The sequence below is a fragment of the Microvirga lupini genome (assembly GCF_014191055.1).
Taxonomy (GTDB): Bacteria; Pseudomonadota; Alphaproteobacteria; order Rhizobiales; family Beijerinckiaceae; genus Microvirga; species Microvirga lupini_A.
Map to the genome: position 1 here is coordinate 1,274,604 of NZ_JACHWB010000001.1, position 17,633 is coordinate 1,292,236.

17 protein-coding genes are annotated in these 17,633 nt (G+C 60.0%); 12 read left to right on the plus strand and 5 right to left on the minus strand.

What is annotated here, in order from left to right:
- Window positions 1-241 precede the first annotated feature (241 nt).
- The 4 genes from FHR70_RS06290 to denD all read left to right on the plus strand — a co-directional run bounded on the left by FHR70_RS06290 (window position 242) and on the right by denD (window position 4,212).
- Window positions 242-784, plus strand: a complete 543-nt coding sequence (locus FHR70_RS06290) for a TRAP transporter small permease subunit (protein ID WP_183448137.1) — start codon at window positions 242-244, stop codon at window positions 782-784.
- Window positions 781-2,064 (plus strand): TRAP transporter large permease subunit, encoded by a 1,284-nt coding sequence (locus FHR70_RS06295; RefSeq protein ID WP_183448139.1) that lies wholly within the window; start codon window positions 781-783, stop codon window positions 2,062-2,064. The genes FHR70_RS06290 and FHR70_RS06295 overlap by 4 nt, the downstream gene beginning before the upstream one ends.
- A gap of 36 nt (window positions 2,065-2,100) precedes the next feature.
- Entirely contained in the window at window positions 2,101-3,111 is a 1,011-nt protein-coding gene (locus tag FHR70_RS06300; RefSeq protein WP_183448141.1) for a TRAP transporter substrate-binding protein, read from the plus strand.
- Window positions 3,112-3,228: 117 nt separating this feature from the next.
- On the plus strand, window positions 3,229-4,212 hold the full coding sequence (denD, locus tag FHR70_RS06305; protein WP_183448143.1) for a D-erythronate dehydrogenase: 984 nt from the start codon (window positions 3,229-3,231) through the stop codon (window positions 4,210-4,212).
- Window positions 4,213-4,246: 34 nt separating this feature from the next.
- Here denD and FHR70_RS06310 read toward each other — a convergent pair whose 3' ends face one another.
- The gene (locus FHR70_RS06310; protein WP_343058736.1) at window positions 4,247-4,513 is read right to left on the minus strand and encodes a hypothetical protein; all 267 of its coding nucleotides are present in this window, start codon (window positions 4,511-4,513) and stop codon (window positions 4,247-4,249) included.
- 685 nt (window positions 4,514-5,198) lie between these two features.
- Here FHR70_RS06310 and FHR70_RS24285 point away from each other — a divergent pair.
- The 4 genes from FHR70_RS24285 (at window position 5,199) to FHR70_RS06330 (ending at window position 9,895) form a co-directional block, all read left to right on the plus strand.
- Entirely contained in the window at window positions 5,199-6,569 is a 1,371-nt protein-coding gene (locus tag FHR70_RS24285) for a protoglobin domain-containing protein (RefSeq protein ID WP_343058737.1), read from the plus strand.
- 563 nt (window positions 6,570-7,132) lie between these two features.
- The gene (locus tag FHR70_RS06320; RefSeq protein ID WP_183448146.1) at window positions 7,133-8,113 is read left to right on the plus strand and encodes a S1C family serine protease; all 981 of its coding nucleotides are present in this window, start codon (window positions 7,133-7,135) and stop codon (window positions 8,111-8,113) included.
- 99 nt (window positions 8,114-8,212) lie between these two features.
- On the plus strand, window positions 8,213-9,049 hold the full coding sequence (locus tag FHR70_RS06325) for an aldo/keto reductase (protein ID WP_183448148.1): 837 nt from the start codon (window positions 8,213-8,215) through the stop codon (window positions 9,047-9,049).
- A gap of 12 nt (window positions 9,050-9,061) precedes the next feature.
- Window positions 9,062-9,895, plus strand: coding sequence for an inositol monophosphatase family protein (locus tag FHR70_RS06330; RefSeq protein ID WP_183448150.1), 834 nt, complete (start codon window positions 9,062-9,064; stop codon window positions 9,893-9,895).
- Here FHR70_RS06330 and FHR70_RS06335 read toward each other — a convergent pair.
- Window positions 9,886-10,527, minus strand: a complete 642-nt coding sequence (locus tag FHR70_RS06335; RefSeq protein ID WP_183448152.1) for a helix-turn-helix transcriptional regulator — start codon at window positions 10,525-10,527, stop codon at window positions 9,886-9,888. The genes FHR70_RS06330 and FHR70_RS06335 overlap by 10 nt on opposite strands.
- A complete protein-coding gene (locus FHR70_RS06340) occupies window positions 10,524-11,639 on the minus strand; it encodes an aminotransferase class I/II-fold pyridoxal phosphate-dependent enzyme (RefSeq protein WP_183448153.1) in 1,116 nt (371 codons plus the stop codon). Before FHR70_RS06340 ends, FHR70_RS06335 begins: the two co-directional genes overlap by 4 nt.
- A 172-nt stretch (window positions 11,640-11,811) precedes the next feature.
- Here FHR70_RS06340 and FHR70_RS06345 point away from each other — a divergent pair, with 172 nt between their 5' ends.
- From FHR70_RS06345 to FHR70_RS06360, 4 genes are read left to right on the plus strand one after another with little or no spacing between them, the layout of a single operon-like run.
- Window positions 11,812-12,906, plus strand: a complete 1,095-nt coding sequence (locus FHR70_RS06345) for an aminotransferase class I/II-fold pyridoxal phosphate-dependent enzyme (protein WP_210277484.1) — start codon at window positions 11,812-11,814, stop codon at window positions 12,904-12,906.
- A gap of 14 nt (window positions 12,907-12,920) precedes the next feature.
- A complete protein-coding gene (locus FHR70_RS06350) occupies window positions 12,921-14,312 on the plus strand; it encodes a M20/M25/M40 family metallo-hydrolase (protein ID WP_183448157.1) in 1,392 nt (463 codons plus the stop codon).
- Window positions 14,309-15,277, plus strand: a complete 969-nt coding sequence (locus FHR70_RS06355) for a pyridoxal-phosphate dependent enzyme (RefSeq protein ID WP_183448159.1) — start codon at window positions 14,309-14,311, stop codon at window positions 15,275-15,277. Before FHR70_RS06350 ends, FHR70_RS06355 begins: the two co-directional genes overlap by 4 nt.
- Window positions 15,278-15,282: 5 nt before the next feature.
- A complete protein-coding gene (locus FHR70_RS06360; RefSeq protein ID WP_183448161.1) occupies window positions 15,283-16,239 on the plus strand; it encodes a Rossmann-fold NAD(P)-binding domain-containing protein in 957 nt (318 codons plus the stop codon).
- Between the two features lie 12 nt (window positions 16,240-16,251).
- On the opposite strand, the gene FHR70_RS06365 is transcribed toward FHR70_RS06360, so the two are convergent.
- Complete coding sequence (locus FHR70_RS06365) at window positions 16,252-16,845, minus strand: hypothetical protein (RefSeq protein WP_183448163.1); 594 nt, start codon at window positions 16,843-16,845, stop codon at window positions 16,252-16,254.
- A gap of 199 nt (window positions 16,846-17,044) precedes the next feature.
- On the minus strand, window positions 17,045-17,350 hold the full coding sequence (locus FHR70_RS06370) for a hypothetical protein (RefSeq protein ID WP_183448165.1): 306 nt from the start codon (window positions 17,348-17,350) through the stop codon (window positions 17,045-17,047).
- Between the last annotated feature and the right edge of the window lie 283 nt (window positions 17,351-17,633).

The window sequence follows — 17,633 nt, forward strand, 5'->3', positions numbered from 1 at the left end:
GTGCGATATCCACCGGAATGAGTTCGCGCTGTGGTATTCATAAGTATAATTCGCAACAATAGAACACTTCCTTCAAGGCGGCTTTTGTTTAAACATCTGAGGCTCCAAGCCTGTTCGGCACCGAATTGACACCCTTCGAGACTGGGCCTTAGATCAGTGAAACTTTGACCATGAGTGACCTTGAACAGTCGCTTGAGGCGAACAGAATAAGGCGGGCAGGGACAGGAAGCAGGGAGCAGCGGTGAACAGGGCTATATCCTTATTTTTCAAGGGTCTGGAGGGGCTCTTGGTCCTCCTGCTCGCCGCCATGGTCGTCATGGTGTTCGGCAACGTGGTCCTGCGCTATCTCTTCGATACCGGGATCGACGTATCTGAGGAGCTCTCCCGGTACTTCTTCGTCTGGCTGACATTCATCGGTGCGGTCGTGGTGGGACGGCAGAATGCTCATCTGGGTGTGGAGACCCTGGTGTCCCGTTTGGGTGAGCGTGGGCGTAAGCTTTGCATGGTTCTGTCGGACCTTTTCGTGATCGGCTGCTGTGCTGTTTTCTTCTGGGGGACTTGGCAGCAGGCGGAGATCAACGCCACCAATTATGCTCCCATCACGGAAATCTCGATGCTCTGGGTCTATGGTGTCGGCTTCTTCGCGAGCATAGGGCTGGGCCTTATGGCCGCGCTCCGCATCCTGCGGGTTCTCACCGGGCGGTTGAGCGACCACGAGCTGCGGGCCTTCGCGGGAGACTACAGTGATGATGAAGCCCATACTTTGAGAGGGCACCTCGAGTGACGATCCTCGTATTCCTCACGTCGCTTCTGGGCGCTATGGCTCTTGGGATGCCGATCGCCTTCGCGCTCATCGTCTGCGCACTGGCGCTAATGCTCTGGCTCGGCAACTTCGACAGCCAGATCGTGGCGCAGAACATGATCATCGGAGCGGACAACTTCCAGCTCCTGGCCGTGCCGTTCTTTCTCCTGGCCGGAGAACTGATGAATGTGGGAGGGCTGTCGAAGCGCATCGTCAACTTTGCCCTGGCGTGCCTGGGGCATATTCACGGTGGCCTTGGTTATGTTGCCATCGTGGCGGCTCTCATCCTGGCCGCCCTGTCCGGGTCCGCTGCGGCGGATACGGCGGCCCTGGCGGCCATTCTCATCCCGATGATGCGCAATGCAGGGTACAACATTCCGAGGGCTGCGGGGCTCATCGCAGCGGGCGGCATCATCGCTCCGGTGATCCCGCCCTCCATCGGCTTCATCATTTTTGGCGTCGCAGCCAACGTTTCGATTTCGCAACTGTTTCTCGCAGGCGTCGTGCCGGGCGTGATGATGGGTATTTCCCTTGTGGTCGCTTGGGCGATCGTCAGCAGGCGGGACAAGATGCAGACGTCGCCACGCACCACCATGCGCGAGCGTGGCAAGGCCTTCGTGGATGGATTCTTTGCTCTCCTGATGCCGGTGATGATCCTGGGTGGCATCAAGTGGGGCATCGTCACGCCGACAGAGGCTGCCGTCCTGGCCGCCGTCTATGCCTTTGTGATCGGCATGTTCGTTTATCGCGAGCTGAAGCCCTCGATGCTGTACGGAGTGTTTCTCACGGCCGCTAAGACGACCGCCGTGGTTATGTTCCTCGTGGCGGCCGCACTGGTCTCCGCGTGGCTGATCACTCAGGCCAATATTCCGGGTGAGATCAGCGGACTCATCGAGCCTCTGATGGGCAACAAGACCCTGCTCATGTTCGCCCTGATGTTCCTTGTGGTCATTGTCGGAACGGCACTGGACTTCTCTCCTACCGTCCTGATCCTGACACCGGTTCTCATGCCGATCGTCAAACAGGCCGGCATCGATCCGGTCTATTTCGGCGTCCTGTTCATCATCAACAATGCGATCGGTCTGATCACGCCCCCGGTGGGGATCGTGCTCAACGTCGTCAGCGGTGTTGCCCGCGTGCCGATGGGGGCCGTGATCAAGGGCGTCAATCCGTTCCTGATCGCGCAACTTTTCGTGCTCGTCCTGCTCATCCTGATCCCCGAACTGGTGACGGTGCCCCTCGCCTGGTTACGGGGACGGTAAGTTGGCTGAAGTTAAATAACGAGAGAGGAAACAACCATGAAGGCTTTCAAATTCACCCTTGCTGCAGGTGTCGCAGCGACCCTTCTCGCGGCTGTCCCAGCCTATGCGCAGTTCACCGAGCGCAACATTCGCCTTTCCAACGGCGTGAACGAGGATCACCCCAATGGTAAGGGCGTCGAGAAGTTCAGGGCGTGCCTGACCGACAAATCGGGCGGCAAGCTGAAGGTTCAGGGCTTCTGGGGCAATGCCCTCGGTGGCGATCTGCAGGCGACCCAGGCCCTTCGCTCCGGCACGCAGGAGATGGTCGTCACCTCGAGCTCGCCCCTGATCGGCATCCTGCCGGATCTCGGCGTCTTCGATCTGCCGTTCCTCTTCGCCAATGAGAAGGAGGCTGATGCGGTCCTCGACGGCAGCTTCGGTAAGCACATCGACGCAAAGCTTGAAACCGTCGGCCTCGTCAACCTGGCTTATTGGGAAAACGGGTTCCGCAACCTCACCAACTCGCGCCGTCCGGTCGAGAAGTGGGAGGATTTCAAGGGGCTCAAGGTTCGCGTCATGCAGAACAACGTGTTCCTCGACACCTTCAAGACCCTGGGTGCTAACGCGGTACCCATGGCGTTCGGTGAGGTGTTCACCGCATTGGAGACCAAGGCAATCGATGGTCAGGAGAACCCCTTCGTGACCATTGACACCTCCAAGTTCTACGAGGTGCAGAAGTACCTGTCGGTCACCCGCCACGCCTATACGCCTTTCCTTGTTCTCTACTCGAAGAAGCTGTGGGACGGATTGTCGAAGGATGAGCAGGCGGCTTTGCGCGATTGTGCCGTCGTGGCTCGCGATGAGCAGCGCAAAGTGTCCCGCGAACTGTCGGAAGCTTCGCTCAACAAGATCAAGGGTGAGGGCACCGTCGTCAACGAGTTGAATGCCCAGGAGGCCAACCGCATGCGTGAGCAGGCCAAGAGCGTCTGGGAAAAGCATGCGGCGACCATCGGTCCGGAAACCGTGAAGATGATGCAGGACGAGCTGACGAAGATTCGAGGGAAGTAATTCGCCTCCCCTGAAAAGGTGGCGCCGCTCGACAGCGGCGCCACCTTCGTTTCTACTATCCGCATAATGAAGTCACGATAGCCAGCTACGGTATTGCCTAACAAGGGATTTTGACCGATGCAGATCCTCATTCTCGGAGCCGCCGGAATGGTCGGCCGCAAGCTTGTCGAGCGCCTGGTGCAAGAACGGCAGCTCGGTGGGCAGGAGATCACGCGTCTGATCCTGCATGACGTGGTCGAGCCGGAACGTCCTGAGGCTTCGTTCCCAATTGACACTCTGACATCGGACTTCTCCATGCCCGGAGAGGCGGAGCCTCTGGTGGCGACCCGCCCGGATGTCATCTTTCATCTGGCTGCCATCGTCTCCGGTGAAGCGGAAGCCGATCTGGAGAAGGGATACCGGATCAATCTGGATGGCACCCGGCTCCTGTTTGATGCGATCCGCCATGTGGGCGATGGATATCGCCCCAGGCTGGTGTTTACGTCCTCCATCGCCGTGTTCGGGGCTCCATTCCCGGAGGCCATCGGCGACGAGTTCTTCCTGACGCCTCTCACGAGCTACGGCACGCAAAAGGCCATCGGCGAACTGCTACTGGCCGACTATTCAAGGCGCGGCTTCTTAGACGGTATCGGCATTCGGCTGCCGACCATCTGCGTGCGTCCCGGCAAACCAAACAAAGCCGCCTCAGGGTTCTTCTCGAGCATCATCCGCGAGCCGCTGAACGGGCAGGAAGCGATCCTGCCTGTACCCATGGACGTGCGGCATTCCCACGCTTCGCCTAGATCGGCCGTCAATTTCCTCATTCATGCGGCGACCCTCGACCTCTCACGGGTTGGGCCTCGCCGCAACCTGACGATGCCGAGCGTGTCTGTGACGGTTGCGGAGCAGATCGATGCGCTCAGGCGGATTGGCGGCGAACGCTGCGTCGCCCGGATCCGTCACGAAATCGACCCGAATATCGTGCGCTTCGTCGAAGGCTGGCCCCGGCGCTTCGATGCTCGCAGGGCCGAGAGTTTGGGCTTCCGGGCAGAGGGGAGTTTTGACGAAATCATCTCGATCTATATCGAGGATGAGCTCGGGGGCGCTCTGCCGGATCAATAGTGCTCCGGCGTGCCAGCCGATATTCCAGGTACTGCTACCTTTGCGGGCGCTCTGGAAAGAGGCGTCGTCTCAGCGCAGCCCACTTTTGAATGGCCCAGATCGTGAAGTGACCGACGGGCTTGCGCAGGAAAGGGACATCGTAGGCCATCAGCAGCAGGCCCAAGGGCAGCATCCATAATCCTAAGACCGGCAGGATCGAAAAGATGCCTCCGATGACGAAAACAAGGCCGACGGGCAATCTGATCCACTTGGCGTCCGGATGGCGCAAGCTGCGGAGAACCCGCGCGACTTTGCCCGGCACCTCATGTTCCAAGTGCCTGAACGCCTGTCTTAGAACAGCTCTGCCGCTACTGGGTCTCATGGCTTCTGAATTGTTCGCTCGTGAAAGAGTTCCGCGACGATTTCCGAAGGCCAGCATCTGGCCGCAATAAACGAGCTTCCGATCCGGAATGCAGGAAGGTGTCCAATCGCGAGTTGAAAGCCAGATCACCTGTGACAGCCTCAAGGTAGATAGCCCGCAGGTGATGCCAGTTTGATATCAGGGTACTAGACGCCGGATCCCAAAAGAGCCGCGGCCACAGCCTGCTGTCCCTGCATTCCTATCATCGAGGCTCGCAGAGCCCTTTCCCTTTGGTCGAGCCGCTGAAGATAGGGGTCGAATTCAAGCGGAAGGGCAGGGTCACCCAGGAAGCGCGGCTTGTCCCCACGCTCGTAATACTCAGCTCGCAACAACTGGCCTAAGTGGTCCTGAATGGTCGCTGGAAGGGAGGGAGTGTTCCTGCGTTGACGGAGTGCAATTTCTCCGACTTTGAAAGATAAAAGATATTTTGTTTCATGGTCGATCATGCTGTAACCCCGCAGCTACTCAGGACAACGCGTGATGCCGCTCTGGGTTGCAGGGCGGACAAGGGGGCGCTGCAAAGCTCGGCCGCATGATTGTCGCTGAATTGGGCCGGCAGCCGCGTGCAAGCCTCGCTCAAGCCTAAGTGACTAACACTCCTCCATTCATCGGAGTATGTGCATTGCACAACGATATAGCGATTGCGGATCGACTCGTATTTATTGGAATTGATGAAAGAGTTCGCCAGGAGTTGCGCTCGATCTGGCAGGACATGCACCCTGTTCTACCCCAGATCCTTGAGCGGTTCTACGAGCATATGCATCGGCAGCCGCAGCTGTCCAAGCTGATTGGAACGCAACAATCACGTCTCGTCTCGGCGCAGTTGCAGCATTGGGGGCGCCTGTTCAGCGGCAGCTTCGATGCCGCCTATGTCGAGGGCATTCGGCGTATCGGATTGATTCACAACAAGATCGGCCTGGAGCCGCGGTGGTATATCGGAGGCTATGCGTTCATCCTGAACGAACTGGTCATTTCTCTGTCGAAAAAGCATCGCTTCAACGGGTCTGCGCTGGCCCGCAAGCTCACGGTCGTGAACCGCGCCGTCATGCTGGACATGGATTTCGCAATTTCCGTGTATCAAGACGCCTTCGTTCAGGACCGACAGAAGAAGGGCGAGATGCTGGCGCAGGCTGTGGCCGCCTTCTCCAATGCCGTTCAGGAGAGTCTGCAGATCTCCGGGATGGCGAGTGGAGCTCTTTCTGAAAGTGCAGCAGCTCTTGACGCTGCCACAGCCGATGCCAGCAGCCTTGCACATCAGGTAACAAGCGCCGCAGAGCAGACCGCTTCCAACATGCAGTCCGGCGCAGCGGCCACGGAACAGCTTGCTTCATCCGTGCGCGAGATCGGGCAGCAGGCCAGCCGCTCTGCGGATGTCGCCCGCCATGCGCTGCAGAGTTCGAGGCGGACGAAGGACACCGTCAATGGGCTGGCCGAGCAGGCAAGGGAGATCGGAGATGTGGTCGACCTGATCGAGAGGATTGCCGCTCAAACCAACCTGCTCGCCCTGAACGCTACCATCGAAGCGGCGCGAGCCGGGGAAATGGGCAAAGGCTTTGCCGTCGTGGCCCAGGAGGTCAAAACCTTGGCGAACCAGACGGCCAAGGCCACCACGGAGATCGGCTCCCGCATCGGTGCCATTCAGGAAGCTACCCGGCAAAGCGTCACCGATATCGACGACATCGGGCGCATCATGGATGATTTGAGCGGCATCGCCACGGCGATTGCCGCGGCCGTCGAGCAGCAGGCTGCCGTCACATCGGAGATCGCCGTGAACGTCAACCAGACGACCGATCATACCCATGCGGTGGCGCGCAGCATCGAGGCTCTGTCAGGTTCGACAGCTTCCGCCGCGTCGGCGGCTTATGAGGTGTCGAATGCCAAGCAGACTCTGGACCAGCAGCTGCAACGGTTGAAGCAGGACATCGACCAGTTCCTTGCAAAGGCTCAGGCAGCATAGGCATGGCGGGGGTCTAGCCTCCCTCCTTCTTCAATGCTCCTGGGTCGTGTCTTTTAGGATACAGACACATCCCGGCAAATCAGACACCTTGGCGATTGACGCAGCGGCATTGTTCCGCGTGCCGTGAGAGAGACGCGAGACTTTCTCCGTGGGGGCGAAGGTGGACCAGGTGGATCTTGAGATCGAGCATATTGCCCGAGCGTTCTTTGTCGCTCGGCATGAGACAGGGGCTTGGGAGAACGCCTCCCGGATCCTGAAGCATGAGTTTCGCCTCTATGCCAGGCAAGCCATCAGCATGCTTGAAAGGCGCCAAGAGCCTGTGCAACGGGTCGAGCGGGAGGTGCCCCCGGTCAGATCTCTGGAACCCGCCTAAGCGAGCCTCCTCACCCTGATATCATCGAGCGTAGCAATCCTGGATCGGAACCATCCCGCGGATCTGATGCAACTTGTCCTCAGAACACGCCTTTTTGTGCGTCAAAAAGTGGGAGAGCTGTTGAAGGGATGGTTTTTCCTGCCATTTTGAAAGGGTGCAGGCTCTCGGCAGAGAGACCGGGGAGTTTTTCATGCAGCCACCCGACGAATGGGAAATCCCTCCTGAGTTCCAGCCTGACCCGAGGCTTCTCGATTACGATCTAAAGAATGCTCTGTCCGCCGTGGTTTCACTGCGGGCGCGTGTTCCCGAAGATGCATTCACCGCCGAGACACTCGGTGTCGAGCGGGCCGGGCAGGGTGTGGTCATCCGGGATGACGGCCTTGTCGTAACTATCGGGTATCTTATCGCCGAGGCCGAAGAGGTCTGGCTCACCACCAACAGGGGGCGGGCCGTTGAGGCGCATGTGATCGCCTATGACTATGAAAGCGGCTTCGGCCTGGTGCAGGCGCTCGAGCCGCTTGGCTTGCCTGTGTTGGCCCTTGGGGATTCCCGCCGCTTGAAGCCTGGAGAACAGGTCGTCGTTGGAGGAAGCGGAGGGCAGATTCATTCCCTGGCAGCCCAGGTGGTCGCCTGCCAGGAATTTGCAGGCTATTGGGAGTATCTGATCGACGGTGCCATCTTTACCGCACCGGCCCATCCCAATTGGGGCGGGACAGCGGTGATCGGCCCGCGCGGAGATCTCGTGGGGATTGGATCCCTCCAGCTCCAGCACCAGGCCTCCGGTGGGACCGTCGTGCCCCTCAACATGAGCGTACCCATCGATCTCCTGAAGCCCATTCTTGACGACCTCCTGACCGCAGGCCGAGTCAAGCGCGATCCACGCCCCTGGCTCGGTTTCTATGTTGCGGAGGCTGAGGACGACCAGCTCACAATCATCGGCCTTGCCGGAGATGCCCCGGCACAGCGGGCAGGTCTGAGAGCCGGCGATCAGATTCACGCGGTTGCGGAGCAGAGCGTGACCTCGCTGGCGGAGTTCTATCGGGCCGTGTGGGCGCTCGGCCCGGCCGGCGTCGATGTGCCCCTCACGCTCGAGCGGGAGGGCGACAGGTTCGATGTGACGATCAGATCGGCGGACCGGGGCCGCTTCATGAAGACACCCCGCCTGCAATAGCGTCATGCCATGCCGGCTAACTTGTGACCTTGCCGACTGGTTTGAAGGCGGGCTGTCTCCAGATTGCGCATGGAAGGAATTGTTCAAGGAGAGCTGACGATGAGCCTGGCTGCCACCTTGCCGAATGGCGAAAGCATTCCCGCACTCGGGCAGGGCACCTGGCAAATGGCCGAAAGAGCTGGCCGGCGGGAACAGGAGATCGAGGCTCTGCGGCTTGGGGTTGAACTCGGAATGACCCTCATCGACACGGCCGAGATGTACGGTGAAGGAGCCGCCGAGGAACTGGTTGCCGAGGCTCTGGCTGGAGAGCGGGAGCGCCTCTTCCTCGTCAGCAAAGTCTATCCTCACAATGCCAGCCGGCAGGGCGTGATCCAAGCCTGCGAGCGCAGTCTTCGACGGCTAAAGACGGATCGGCTCGATCTTTATCTCCTGCATTGGCGCGGAAGCGTCCCGCTGGAGGAGACGGTTGCCGGTTTCGAGGAGCTTCGCCGATCCGGCAAGATCCGCCATTGGGGTGTCAGCAATTTCGATACGGATGACATGGAGGAGCTGCTTGGCGTGCCGGAAGGTGAGACCTGTGCCACCAACCAGGTTCTCTACAATGTGACGCGGCGCGGTCCCGAGTTCGACCTCATCCCATGGATGGAAGCCCACCGCATGCCGTTGATGGCCTACAGCCCCATCGAGCAGGGGAGGCTTCCTCGAGGTGGTGCGCTGCAGGCCATCGCGTACCGTTACGAGGCAAGCCCATTCCAAGTCGCTCTGGCATGGTTGCTGAACAGGCCAGGAGTCATCGCTATCCCGAAGGCGTCCAGCGTTCAGCATGTGCGGGAGAACCATAAGGCGTTGGAGATCCGGTTGACTCCGGAGGATTTGGCCGCCATCGATGCCGAGTTCCCAGCGCCGAAACGCAAGCGCCCGCTTGAGATGATTTAGGTGAACACTCTCATGAGTTTTTCCCAATCCGATGCCATGATCGTCGCGGACATTCTTAGGAAGGCGGCGCAGACTGAGATCCTGCCGCGGTTCCGGAACCTGTCCGCCGGTGCCATTCGAGCCAAGAGCTCGCCGCTCGATCTCGTCACAGATGCGGACGAAGCGGCCGAGCGGATGATTGAGGCGGAACTTCAGCGTCTGTTTCCCGCTGCCCTCGTGGTTGGAGAGGAGGGTGTGAGCCGCAATCCGCGGCTGCTCGATGATCTCGACAAAGCAGACCTTGCCTTCATTCTCGATCCCGTCGACGGCACGCTCAACTTCGCATCCGGGCTTCCCCTGTTCGGCGTCATGGCCGCCGTGGTGATGAAAGCAGAAGTGGTCTGCGGAATTATTCTCGACCCGATCTCCGATGATTGGGCCATGGCCGTTCGTGGTGAAGGAGCCTGGATCCAGCGCCCTGACGGCAGCACCGCGCCTCTTCGCGTGTCATCCGCCGTTCCGCTCCCCGAGATGGCGGGCAATGTCTCCTGGCGCTACCTTCCCGAAGCCCTACGGCCCCTGGTAACGGGCAACCTGCCGAAGGTCGCGATGGCGGCCGATCTGCGCTGCTCGGCCCATACCTATCGATTGATCGCCGCAGGTCACCTGCACTTCTCGTTCTCGTCGAGTGTCATGCCGTGGGATCACGCGGCCGGTTGGCTGATCCATCGCGAGGCCGGTGGCTATACGGCGCATTTCGACGGCTCTCCCTACCGTCCGGCCAATCGGAGCGGCGGCCTCATCAGCGCACCCGACGAGACGAGCTGGCGGGCCGTGCGCGACGCGCTCCTTCCTTCTCAGGCCTGATCCTTCCTGCGAAGGTAGTTGTAGACGGTGGCGCGACCCAGGCCGAGCACGCGAGAGATATAGGCCGCCGCATTGCGGCCGCCGAAGGCGCCGTCGCCGGCCAGATCGGCGACGAGCTGCTGCTTCTGCAGGCGCGTCATGTCCGCGATGGAGAGCCCGCGTTCACGCGTCCAGCTCTGGATGTACTCGTTGATGCGCTCGTGCCAATCCTCCTTGAACAGGGAAGCCGGTTTTTCGGCAGCCTGAGGCACCGCCACAAGTGCGGTCAGCGTCTGCATGACTGCATGAAAGTGGGAGACATCGACGTTGATGCAGAGAATGCCGATACTCCTGGAGCCTGCGCGAAGAACGGCACTGACCGATTTGATGCGCCGCCCGTCCCAATTCACCTTCTCGTAAGGGCCGATGATGACATCGGATGGCTTGAAATCGATCTCATGCAGGAGGGACGGCTCGCCGAGCTCCCGCTTGGAGAACGGGTTCGACAGATGGACGACCGTCTCCGTCGACAGATCGTGCAGGACCACTTCCGCATAGGGCTGGAAGAGCAGGGCAATGGCGTCGCAGACCGGAGCATAGGCCGCCAGCTCCGGTGAAAGGTCCGTTGATGGAGACACCGTCGCCTGTGTCATGCGAGTTCCGCGCGCACGAAGGCGGCAAGGCGCTGAAGGCCGGCCTCCAGATGATGGGCCGGGGCGCCGATGCCGATCCTGATGTAATGGTCCATGCCATAGACATCGCCCGGCAGAAGCATGATGCCGCGCTCCTCGCGCAGGCGATGCACCAGCTCCGTCGAGTTCATGGGCATGGCATAGTGAAGAAAAGCCATGCCGCCGGCCTTGGGCGGCACGAACGAGAACAGATCGCTGTTCTCATCGACCCAGCGCTGCAGGAGAACGAGGTTCTCGCGCAGGATCCGCTTGCTGCGCGCGAGGATCTCTTGCCGCTTTGCAGGCTCAACGACGATTTCGGCCACGAACTCGCTGACGGCGCCGGTCGTGATCGACGTGTAGTCCTTGCGTTGCCACGAGGTGTAGATCTCCTGCGCAGGCCCGACGAGCCAGCCGATGCGCAGTCCCGGGAGCGCCATCGCCTTCGAGAGGCCGCTGGTGATGATGGCCTTCTCGTAAAGGTCAGCGAAGCTCGGAGGCTCGTCCTGCTCAAGCTCGGCTCCCTTGTAGACCTCATCCGCGTGCAGGTAGATCCCGTGCTCGCGGGCAATCGCCACGAGCCCGTCCATCGTTTCGCGCGACAGGACGCTCCCGGTCGGGTTGTTGGGGTTGCAGATCGTCATCATCTTCGTGCGGGCCGATACGGCCTTGCGCACATCGTCGAGATCGGGAGTCCATCCCAGCTCTTCCCGGAGAAGGACCTCCTTCACGGTCACTCCAATGGCGCGCGCCCAGCCCCAGATCTGCAGGTAGTTCGGAACGAAGACGACAAGCTCGTCGCCGGGTTCGAGCAGCGACATCACGAGGAGGAAGTTGGCCTCAGCCGAGCCGTTGGTGACGATCACCTCGTCGGCAGTCCGGTTCACATACAACTTGGCGATGGCTTGCCGTAGCTCCACGCGCCCGTTCGTCCAGCCGTATCCCAGCTCCACGTCGAGCAGTTGTGCCTGTTGTTCCGACGTCAGGAGTTCGCGAAGGGAGTAGGGATGTACCCCGCTGTCGGACAGGTTGTACTCGACCGTGTTCTCATACAGCGACTGAATGCGCTCGAGGGTGAACTCTTCGATTTTCATAAAATCCCCGTGAGGCTGAGCAGGATATCAGGCTCTGTAGCACCCTAAACTTGGACGTTGAAGTCCAAATTGGACTTGACGGTTTAAAATCTCTCCTGCCATGGTCCGGCTGTTAAGCGCCACAGCACTGTCATTCACGATTGGAGCAATTGTGCAGTTCGATACGTTTCTCATGGAACGCAACCAGACGCTCTTCGAGAATGGCGTCGAGATCAATCTGACCGAAAGCGGCGTGCATCCCTGCACCATCGAGGAGATCATGCCAGCGGACGCCGCGCAGGCACTTCTGAGCCTGCCGCTCGGTTACGGCTGGACGGATGGACGGCCGGATCTGCGCTCCGCAATCGCAAGCTGGTATCCGGGCGCATCGGCCTCCAACGTGCTGGTCACCAACGGCTCCTCGGAAGCTACGATGATCACCCTGATGGCCATGGTGGATCCAGGTGACAGGGTTCTCTTTGCCGTTCCCAATTTCATGCAGGTCGATGGCCTCGGACGCGCTCTGGGCATGAATGTTCAGCGGCTTCCGCTCCTGCCGGATCAGGGATGGCAGATCGACCCGGATGCACAGGCGCAGGCCGTGAGCGGGGGCGTGAAGCTGATTGCCGTGACAAACCCCGGCAACCCGACGGGTGCCGTTCTCTCGCCGCGCAGCCGCGAGGTGCTACTGGAGGCGGCACGCAAGGCCGGAGCCTGGCTTTTGGTCGATGAGATCTACCGCGGTGGCGAGATCGACGGGGCAGAGACGGAAACGTTCTATGGAAGCTACGAACGTGTCATCGTCACCAGCAGCCTGTCGAAGTCGTTCGCTTGTCCGGGGCTGCGCCTCGGATGGATCGTAGGGCCCGAGGAGGTCGTCGAGGAGGCTGCCAAGCGCCAGGACTACACTACCATTGGCAGCGGCATCCTCAGTCAGATCGTCGGCGCTGCCGTGATGGCGCCGGAGAACCGCGAGCGCATCCTGGCCCGGGGACGGGCCCTGCTGCGCGAGAATGCAGATATCGTCCAAAGCTGGATCGAGAAACGGAACCGCTGGTCCTGGCAGCGTCCCGAGGCCGGCGGGATGGCCTTCCTGCACTATGACTTCGACATGACCTCGGAGGCTTTGTCGAATGCGTTTCGCGAAGAGGAAAGCGTTTTCGTCGTGGCCGGAAGCTGGTTCGGGATCGAGAACCACATCCGGATTGGCATCGGCGTGAAGACAGAACACCTAATGGAGGGGCTCGCCCGCCTTGACAGCTTTCTTGCCCGTCGCGGTCTAGCGTAAGGCGAGGCCAGGGGATGCTGCCGAAGGATCATCTGCTGAGGGCAAGTGAAGAGCTCCGACGTCTCGTCGCCATTCCATCCGTCAGCGCGCGCGGCGAAAAGCTTGCCGAATGCGCTGAGGCCGTTCGCGATCTGCTGACTGAAGCGGGTTTCGCGACAGAGATCCAACCGGGAGAGGTGGGTCCCTTCGTCGTAGGCGAGATCGGCAGCGGCCCGCTGACGGTCATGATCTACAATCATTACGACGTGCAGCCTGAAGATCCGGTGTCGCTGTGGCATTCTTCGCCTTTTGAAATGTCCGAGCGCGACGGTCGCTGGTACGGGCGTGGCGTTGCCGACGATAAGGGAGAGTTCATCAGCCGGCTGGCTGGCTGGCGCTTGTTCCGCGAGCAGCATCCCGGTTCCTTGCCGTTCAGGCTCATCTGGCTCGTCGATGGCGAGGAAGAGATCGGCAGTCCGTCGCTCGAAACCTTTCTGAAGCAGCGCTTCGAGGGCAAGGTTGTCGATGTCTGCTGGTGGGAGTATGGCGAGATCGACTCGAGCGGGCGCCCGATCATCCTCTGCGGCTTCAAGGGCGTGATGGCCGTAGAGTTGCGCGCCAGAACCGCAAGAGCGGATCTGCATTCGAGCCTCGGCGCGGTCTTCGACAACCCGCTGTGGAGGCTCGCAGCCGCAACGGCGTCTCTTCGTGACCCGTCAGGACAGATCTTGGTCGAAGGTTTCTATGATGCCGTGCGGCAACCTTCTCCCAGCGACAAGGAACTTGCCGCAGTTCCTCCCTATTCCCTCGACAGCTTGTTGGAGGCAACGGGTGCACAGCGGCTTCTCGAAGGGATCGATGCCGAAAACTTCTACCGCGCCGTCAATTTTGAGCCGTGCATGAATGTCAACGGCTTCTCGGGCGGCTATGAAGGTGAGGGTGCGAAGACTGTTTTGCCTGCGGAGGGTTCGGTCAAGATCGATTTCCGCCTCGTGCCCGATCAGGATCCGCAGCGGATCGTTGCGCTTCTGCGCGCGCATCTCAACCGGCATGGCTTCGAGGACATCGAACTCATCGTTCATGATGCCAATGTGAAGCCGGTGCGATCGGCGACGGACCACTGGTTCATCCAGGATGTGAAGGAGCTTTCGGAAGCGCATTTCGGTCGACTGGCCATTGTGCAGCCGAGTTCGCCGGCCTCGGGCACGGCCCATCCTTTCGTCGAGCAGCTCGGCGCAGAGATCGTCGGTCTCGGCATCACCCATCATGGAGCCATGCTCCATTCGCCCAATGAGAACATCATTGTCGACCAGTTCGCCAGGATGATTGAATGTTCTGCCGCGATTCTTGCAAGGCTTTCGGAAAGAGCAATCCGAATTGGGCGCCAAGCGAAGATCGAGCAGCTGACGCACGGAGAGATACCATGATCAGCATCGTTCTCGAGGCTGCCGCCCGATCGGTGCAGGCTCGCCAGCGGATCCGCAGTCACATCTACGAGACACCCTTACTCCCGTCGCGGCAGATCGGCCGGGATGTCGGCTCGTCGGTCTTCTTCAAGGCCGAGAATTTTCAGCTCACAGGATCCTTCAAGATACGGGGAGCTGCAAGCAAGATGACGTCGCTCGGCATCGATTGTGAAGTCATTACGGCGTCATCCGGCAACCACGGCATCGCATCGGCACAGGCGGCTGCGTCAGTCGGTCAGGCTTTGACGGTGGTGCTGCCTGAAACCGTCGCTCAGGCCAAACTCGACCGCATCCGCTCTTTCAATGTGAACGTCGTTCTGCATGGGGCGGAGAGCGGCCTGGCGGAGCTTTATGCGCAGGAGCAGGCGGCTGCCCGTGGCCTCGTTTATGTGTCTCCCTACAATGATCCTGAGATCGTTGCCGGTCAGGGGACCATCGGGCTGGAACTGCTCGAGCAGTCGGAGGGGATCGACAATGTCTTCGTCGCCATGGGCGGCGGCGGGCTGATCGGTGGCATCGGGTCTGTGCTCAAGAGCTTCAGCCCCGGAACGCGAATCTATGGCGTCGCAGCGCAGAATTCGGCTGCTCTTGCGGTTTCCATGATCGCTGGACGTGTTGTCGAGACTGAGCATCACGACACGCTTGCCGATGGTGTCGCAGGAGGCATGGATGAGGACAGCATGACACTGCCGCTCGCCGTCGCAGTCGTCGATGAGGTCGTCACCTGCACGGAAGCCGAGATCGCGGGTGCTCTCCGTGATCTGGCCTTCAAGGAAAACCAGGTCGTCGAGGGCGCAGCGGCTCTTGCCTTGGCGGGGTTTCTCAAAGTTGCGGACCGGTGCAGAGGCCAGAGAAATGTTGTCGTGCTCTGCGGAGCGAACTTTGATCGTGACAAGATCTTCTCTGTCCTGAACGGGCAGGAGTAAGAACCATGGCTGATGCTCCGATCACCTTTCTCGATCTGCCGCAGATTGAGCAGCGGCTGAAAGGGCTCGATCTCGTGCGCCTGGTGGAAGAGGCTTTTGCAGCCTTCTCCCGCGGGGAGGCCGTGGTTCCGCCGCCGGGCGAACTCCTGTTCGACGATCCGCCAGGCGAAGTCCACATTAAGTACGGCTACCTCAAGGCGGGCGACAACTATGTGGTCAAGATCGCATCCGGGTTCTGGAACAATCCCGCACGGGGCTTGAGCAGCAGCGATGGCCTTCTGCTCGTCTTCAAGAAAGACACAGGGGAGCTGGCCGCCGTGCTCAATGATCGTGGACGGCTGACGGATCTGCGCACGGCCGCGGCTGGAGCCGTCGCAGCCAAGTACCTTGCGCCCGAGAAGGTTGAGGCAATCGGTGTGCTCGGAACCGGGATCCAGGCAGAGTTGCAGGTTCAACTGCTCCAAGCGGTGCGGCCCTGTCGGAACATTGTGTTCTGGGGGCGCAATCAGGACAGGGCAAATGCCTATGCCCAAAGGATGCACGACAAGGGCTTCCTCGTAACGTCCGCACATTCGCCCGCCGAGATCGCAGCCCGTTGCCGCCTGATCGTCACTGCCACAGCAAGCCCGGAACCGCTTCTACAGTGGAGCGACATTCAGCCCGGCACTCACATAACAGCGATTGGCGCTGACAGCGCCGACAAGCAGGAGCTGGATCCCGCCATCATCCGGCGGGCTGACCTTGTTGTCACAGACAGTAGGCTCCAGGGTCGCTCAAGAGGAGAGCTCTGGCACGCCTATCAGTCCGATGACGCAGCCATGAGCCGCGTTGTCGAGATTGGTGAAATCGTTTCCGGCGCAGCCAAAGGCCGAACGGCAGCCGAACGGGTGACCGTCTCAACGTTCTCGGGGCTTGCCGTTCAGGACATTGCGGTCGCGTCAGCCATTCTCGGCCGTTCGTGATTCCGATGCTCGTTAAGGGACATGCTTTATCCGCTCGATCAGCGTATCAATCTCCACAATCTTTCCGAGGCGGCGCTTGCATTGCCTATCGAGATACCAGGCCCTGCCGATGCTCAACGTCAGGAGAGGCAGCGCCCAAAAGATGCTGACGACGTTCAAAAGCACCAGGGTCAGGAACGCAATCGACAGAACCCATGCCTCGATGCGCCCGAAACCTTCGGTAAACTCGTTCTTCAGGAAAAGCTGCTGCCGTTCAATGAGGAGTTGGCTCTTGGCATAATCGAGTAGGTATTTTTGCCCGTTCACCTGCTGTGAGCTGCGCTGCCGCTCCAGGCTTTCTCTGAGTTCCGCCAGCTCTGAAACCCGGTCGGGAGTATTGTAAGCTTTTCCGACTGGTGTGAAGGCAGCGATAATACGGCGGTGAAGAGCAACGAGCGCAGGAGGCTGGTTGTCCTGTCCTGTTTGCAGCTCAGCCGGTTCGAAGTTGTCCGTGATCCGCTGGCGGATCTGACCGACGGTGGTTCCCTGTCTGTCGTGGTCGAAGATGCTGGCGACATGCCGTGCGATTGCTGTCTCGATCGTCGCTCCTGCCCTGTTCGTCGACATCACCAACTTCCTTCGCTCTTGGCTTGCCGACAGTCAAAAACATCAGGACGATAGCCCCAGTGTTCTGACAATCATGCCCGGCAGCGCCATTGCGGCAGTCTGGGAAGTCTGAAACAACAGGGTTAACAGATGCTTAAATTCAACCTCTCTTCTCGGAAGTTTAGGCCACAATTCGGGACAGAAAGAGAAGCGCACGGAATCAGCGCTGATCTTCTGGGAGCATATCGGCCAAATCCCGGAGGAACTTGATCGACGCGGCCGGACGTCCTTCCTGCTCGGCGACCTTGATGATGTGGTTCAGGATAGTGGCGATCTCACTCAACTTCGCAATGCGCCCTGCGGAGAGAACGTGAAAGAAGGTCGAGAACGCCACCGCAATCGCCTGATCGTGCTCTTCCAGCACGCGACACTGCTCCTTGAGCGCCTTGATGTCCCTCTCCTGAGCCGAGACGATCTCGACGAGGGTCAGCATCTGCTCGGCCAGAGTATCGAGGGAGGTGTTCATGTCGCTGAAGCGTTCCAATTGAGCATGAATGGGCGGTCGAAGGCTGTTCTCGCCGTCGGTTTGCGAAGGTTCGAGAAGCTCGTGCATGGCTGGAGATGAGGATGAGTGCGGATTGTCCTGGGGTGGCTTAGGCTCTGGTCTTAAGGGCAAAGGCTCTCCGAGCACAGGTTCCGCTTGATCTGCAACGATATGAGGAAACCCGGCCATACGGGCGAGCTTTGTCACCGTCTGCTGCATGAAATGACGTAACTTCACCTGGACACCGGCAATCACGGTCCTGCTT